Raw genomic sequence first — 5,154 nt, forward strand, 5'->3', positions numbered from 1 at the left:
TCTGTAGCTGACCGGGCTGAACTTACGGGCAGCCTTTGCACGAAGTCCCTGACGTCGCAGGCTGGCGGCAATGGTTTTGACGTTGTACTCCGGCAGTTCGTCAGCGAGACGAGGCGCACCATAACGCTGTTTTGCCTCAGTGAATGCCTTACGGACAGCAGCATCACAGACGAGCCGGAATTGCTGACGTGGTGTTATTTGCTGACGACGCAGACGCCACGCATACCAGCCGCTGTGGGCGACCCTCAGTACCCGGCACATGGCTTTAACGCTGAACTCAGCCTGATGATTTTCGATGAAGACATACTTCATTTCAGGCGCTTCGCGAAGTATGCCGCGGCCTTTTGGAGAATAGCCAGCTCCTCGTCCCGTTCGGCCAGCTGGCGCTTAAGGCGGGCAATTTCAACGGACATATCCTGCTCACGCTCGGAAGAGCAGCGGGCATGGTTAATCTTACTGCGCCATGCATAGAGCTGGGATTTGTACAGACTGAGTTCCCGGGCAGCGGCAGCAACACCGATACGTTCCGCAAGCTTCAGGGCTTCGTTGCGGAATTCAGGCGTGTGCTGTTTGCGGGGCTTCTTATTGGTTGATGCTGGTTTTGTCATGAGTCACCTCTGGTTGAGAGTTTACTCACTTAGTCGTGTGTCCACTATTCGCGGGTAGGATCAAAAGCAGCCGTTCTTCATCTACCACAGAAAAAAACAGCCCCTGTTTTTTGCCGCCATCGGTAAGCAGCCTTACGGACTGGACCATGGTAAGGAAGGGTTTGTAATAGTGACATCATCGAGTAACCAGGACATGGTCGACATCCACGATCGCAGACCACTAGTGATCGCTGCTGACGCCGTCCGTGAATGGCTGAGTGCCGATACGACACCGCAACGTGCAGAAGAAATAGCCCGTGATGCTGCCGTTCCGGAGAAGGACTTCACCTGGCACCCGGTGAGCGCGAAGGTGGGCAACATCCATAATCAGGGCAGAGAGCTCACTGAGCCCGCTGGCGACTGAGCCTCTGCTGGACGTTACCTGACTCATCCCTTAAGACCATTTTCCCGGGATGTCGGGGCCACCATGAAAGACCTCAGCAATTCTGAGGCGCGAACTCTCCAGTCCGGCATCTGCCAGCCTGAGTAACACCTCGTCTTTCAGGCGGTAAGTCTCTTCTGAATCCCCGCGCATTTCTTCGGTGACCTGCATAGCATTTTCTTCCTCAACGATACGGACGGGCGAGCAGCGCGCAGCCTGTCCACTGTATGCCGCGTCAGCGGCATGGAGGCGCCAGAAATTGTTAAGGACCACTTCTGATGCAATTGGGCGCCGTCAGCCCGGCAGAGCCGGTTACAGGCTCAATGGTGGCGAAAGCCCAACCCCTCCCTGCCAGACGTCGTTTAAGCAGCGGCCTTTCAATCGCGAATTAGTCTGATGGTCGAAGACGAAAGACAGAAACCGCGGGCCTCAGTATTACAGCAACACCTGTGGTAGTTACATCATCCATCTATAAAGCGACTCTGTTCCGGCCCTCTGGGCCGGGGCGGCGGCGCTTTTCATGGTGGGTTTCGCTCGGTGCTGAGTTGAGTCTGATATCAATGGTTTCGCGTATGTGGTCATCGAGTTTTTTGCTGCTGTAACTGCGCCCTTTTGCCCGCAATTTTGCGGGAGCTACCTACAGACGCGAAGCGGCTGTACCGAACCGGCGCGAACGTCAGTTCGCTGCGAGGGCGGGCATTTAATTGTCCACAGGGCGCAGCCGTATAGATTTTATTTTTAAAGGTAAGTAATAACGGATCTTTAAAAGAAAGGAGATCGGGTTTTTAAAGGGATCATCGCGGTTTGTAAAAAGTCCGTTCAGTGGTTAAAACCCTCTCCGGCCTGAAGATAAAATACATACCCTCTCGTAGTTAATGTGGATAACTCAGAAACGGGGGTTGCGGACGTGAAGTCGGCGTGCTTTTGTGCGCCGGATCGCATTCCGGCTGTCTGGCTAAACGGCTGATGTGGATGATGTTTGTGCGAAAGGCGTTTTGCAGGCGTGGGGAGGCCTCCGGCGCAAACCGGATAGCTGAATCCTGGGCAGGAGAAGTGAAAAGCCGGCTTTAGGTGCCGGAAAGCAGGCAGGGGTAATCCGGCGCTCATGCGCCAGCGTTTGTAGGGGAATGCCGCGACGGCCGTCAGGTCGTGACCAGCAGGTCATCTCCGAGCCGGGCGTAATGGCCGCGCGACAGCTTCATTCGCTCGGTGACGCGATGCTCTATCTCCGCACGTACCGCGTCGAGGCTGCCAAAGAAGCGACCGTTGCGGATTTCTTTCTGCAGCTGCAAACGGACCAGCTGCTCGATGTCCTTGCGCGTACGCGGCGCGTCTTTGCGCGCGCGGTGACGCTTCATGCCGTGCTCGCGGCGCGACTTCTGGTACTCACGGAAGCGTTCGCGGACGAACGACCAGGCGGCGCTGATGAGCTCGCCGGCGTCGGCGCGCGGCAGGCCCTTCTTCTCGCGTTGGCGGTTTTCCCACTCGATGCGGCTGCGGCGCGCGGCCGCAACGGCCTCCTCGGACACGTCCAGCACCTGCCACATCAGAGGCGTAAAGGTGATGTCCGTCGGGATGTTGCAGCCAATCTCTTTGTCGTACTCGGTGTTGTAGGTGAGGAGCTTCAGCTGCGCCAGGAACTGCACGGCACCGGTAAAGCGGGTGATAGAGAGGCGTTTTTTCTCCGTGGCCAGCCCGCAGCGGATGCTCATGGTGGTGAGCGAGGCGCCTACGCGGTTGGCCAGCGGGTTAAAGTAGTGGCAGAGCGCCTGCAGCGACGCTTCCAGCGCGCGCATGCGGAGCTCCGGCGGACGACGACGCCGTTCGCCGCGGGCGATCGACATTGCAACCAGCGTCTGGAACTCGACGCGCTGGGTAAAGCCGGCCGCCTTCTCACGTATTTTTTCGCAGAACGGCAGAGTTTTCTTTCCTTTCTCCGGGACAAATTCCGGATTCGGATTCTTTACCTGCCGGTAAAATGAAGTGTTTTCAGATACCTGTTCAGTCACGCCTTCCTGCGCTTATGTTGCACAGAAGGAGTACGCACAGAAGGTATTGCAGTTTTCCGGGCATAAAACTATACTCCCCGCATAGAGCAACAGCTTCTATGCAGTTTCTAGGGCCCCGTTAGTCTTCTCCTGAGTCGCCAAACTGAGGAAGATTATCGGGGTTTTGTTTTTTCTGGCTCTAAGTCATTAGTCAGAACCAGTTTCCTGCCACCTTACGGCGTGGCTAACCAAAAATCCTTGATCGCTCAGCAATCTATCACCCGAAAGCCAAAGGATCAAGAATGTAAATATTTACGTTCCTGATTTCCTGCGCTTGTACTCATTTTCAATGATGATTTCTAACATCTGAGCCTGAGTTAAACCCTCTTCAGAAGCCAGTGTCTCCAGCTTTTCTTTCTGAGAATTTAAGATAACCGCATGCAAAGCTTTATGCGTATCGCTACGGCGCTCAAGAGAAGCCTTTTGCCTTTCTCGTGGCGGTGTAGGGTTACCTTTTCGGTAAGTACGCTTACTTCTGGATGAGGAAGCTTCTGAACTAGCTGATTGCGACATCTCTTCACCCTCACAAATTCGGACTGAATTTTGCTGAGAATACTACAGATCTCTTAAATCAGCGACTTAACTTTAAGCTGGAGTGTGATCGGCGTTGGCGCGCGGACCACTCTCACTTTTGTCAGGCGTAATTCAGTAAGTTGATCGCCAGTCCGTACCGCCATCCCAGCGAGACTGCCAGTGCGTCAGGTACATCTGCGCCAGCGAGGGCACCCCGCGTACGACCAGCGCGTTCTCGGAATTCGACTCCGCTGCGCTCCGGGTATAGTTAAACGAGCCGAGCTCCACGTTCTGGCCATCGGTGATGATCACTTTGTCATGCATGATTTTGTACTGGCCGTTAGTGCGCAGCGGGATGCCGGCGTTGACCACCACGTTCATTGCCGCCTGGCTCGCTTTGCTGCGGTTGCCTTTGTCGTCCACCACTACCCTGACGTCCACACCGCGACGTTTTGCCGCGACCAGGGACTTAACGATCGTGGGCGAGGTGAAGCTGTAGCCCATCAGGCGGATACTCTCGTGCGCCTCGTCCAGCGTGCGGAGGACCAGCTGCTCCGCGCTGCCCTCAGGCGAAAATCCGACGTCAATGGAAGGTGTCGCGGCTGATGCGTACGCGACAAAGCTCAGCGAGGTCGCCATAGCGATCGCTGCAAACGTTAATTTCATGTTTTGTTCCTGCAGTAAGCCGGCAGTGGCCGGCAATAAGTCAGATGATTCATGTTGCAGAGGCAAAAAAAGAGGGCCTTAAAGGCCCTTAAAGGGATCAGCATTACAAACGTTTATTTAAGCAGTGGCAGACTGTGGAGCAGTCTCACGGTTGTTATCGGACTCAGGCTAAAATGCTTTAGCCCTTTCGCTACAAATAACCATAAGTTACAATCGGTTAGCTAAAAGTTTTAGTGTTTTCAGACGCCAGCGCCACATAGTTCTGCGCGGCTTTTTCAATTGCCTCGCGCCCCACGCCCATCAGACGGGGTTCGCGCAGCCGGACCTTATAGCCCCGTCCCCGCGCAGGCAGGCTTTCCTGCACCATGTGCCAGAGTATCGCCGAACGCACCGCGGCTGAGGGCGCCCGCTTCCAGCTGTATTCGCACTCGAGGGAGAATTCACAGACTGCGGCAAGCGCCGGGTCGGTCAGCACCAGCCCACGGGTATCCTGCGCGGCCGGGGGGGCGTCAAGGACCTGCAGAATGTGCTGAACCCGGTCGGCCCGCACATAGCTGCGGCGCCGGCGATAGGGCATGGTGGCCAGCAGCCGGGCTTCGGATGGCGGGCTAACCTCCATAAAACGGTTGATGCGCACCGCTTCCTTTGTGAACTTGTCGGCATCGCTGATATAAAGCGAGCTGCCGCGCACAACCTGCCCCCTGAAAAGCGTGACGTTCTCACCCTCCTGCAGCGCCTGCACCTCCTCCACGTCGACCTTTTTCTTTTCGCTCACCTGCAGGCGCGGATCATCGCTCAGGCCGCTCCCGAGGATGCTGCCCTGCTGCACCAGCGCACTCATGTGCGCGCGGTATTCGGTGCCGGCCATCAGCTGCAGAATTTCCAGCGTGTCCTTCGG

Annotated in this window: 5 protein-coding genes and 3 pseudogenes; 1 reads left to right on the forward strand and 7 read right to left on the reverse strand. The window is 56.1% G+C overall.

Annotated features, from left to right (window positions below; genetic code table 11):
• A pseudogene (locus ACVLVH_RS24020) lies at positions 1-608 on the reverse strand (transposase); the annotation flags it as partial.
• Between the two features lie 61 nt (positions 609-669).
• Here ACVLVH_RS24020 and ACVLVH_RS24025 point away from each other — a divergent pair.
• Positions 670-1,011 (forward strand): annotated as a pseudogene (locus tag ACVLVH_RS24025) (SOS response-associated peptidase family protein); the annotation flags it as partial.
• Positions 1,012-1,041: 30 nt separating this feature from the next.
• On the opposite strand, the gene ACVLVH_RS24030 reads toward ACVLVH_RS24025, so the two are convergent.
• The 6 genes and pseudogenes from ACVLVH_RS24030 to ACVLVH_RS24055 form a co-directional block, all read right to left on the reverse strand.
• Positions 1,042-1,200: a hypothetical protein gene (locus ACVLVH_RS24030; RefSeq protein ID WP_498950447.1), complete on the reverse strand. Its 159-nt coding sequence runs from the start codon at positions 1,198-1,200 to the stop codon at positions 1,042-1,044.
• A 971-nt stretch (positions 1,201-2,171) separates the two neighbouring features.
• Positions 2,172-3,038, reverse strand: a complete 867-nt coding sequence (gene repA / locus ACVLVH_RS24035) for a plasmid replication initiator RepA (RefSeq protein WP_455853635.1) — start codon at positions 3,036-3,038, stop codon at positions 2,172-2,174.
• Positions 3,031-3,102, reverse strand: a complete 72-nt coding sequence (gene tap, locus ACVLVH_RS24040) for a RepA leader peptide Tap (protein WP_072034413.1) — start codon at positions 3,100-3,102, stop codon at positions 3,031-3,033. The genes repA (ACVLVH_RS24035) and tap overlap by 8 nt, the downstream gene beginning before the upstream one ends.
• Positions 3,103-3,329: 227 nt before the next feature.
• Entirely contained in the window at positions 3,330-3,590 is a 261-nt protein-coding gene (gene repA / locus ACVLVH_RS24045) for a replication regulatory protein RepA (RefSeq protein WP_455853634.1), read from the reverse strand.
• A gap of 132 nt (positions 3,591-3,722) precedes the next feature.
• A complete protein-coding gene (locus tag ACVLVH_RS24050; protein WP_498950449.1) occupies positions 3,723-4,256 on the reverse strand; it encodes a phospholipase D family nuclease in 534 nt (177 codons plus the stop codon).
• A gap of 217 nt (positions 4,257-4,473) precedes the next feature.
• Positions 4,474-5,154: pseudogene (locus ACVLVH_RS24055) on the reverse strand (F-type conjugative transfer protein TrbC); the annotation flags it as partial.

The organism is Kluyvera sp. 1366 (genome assembly GCF_054823405.1).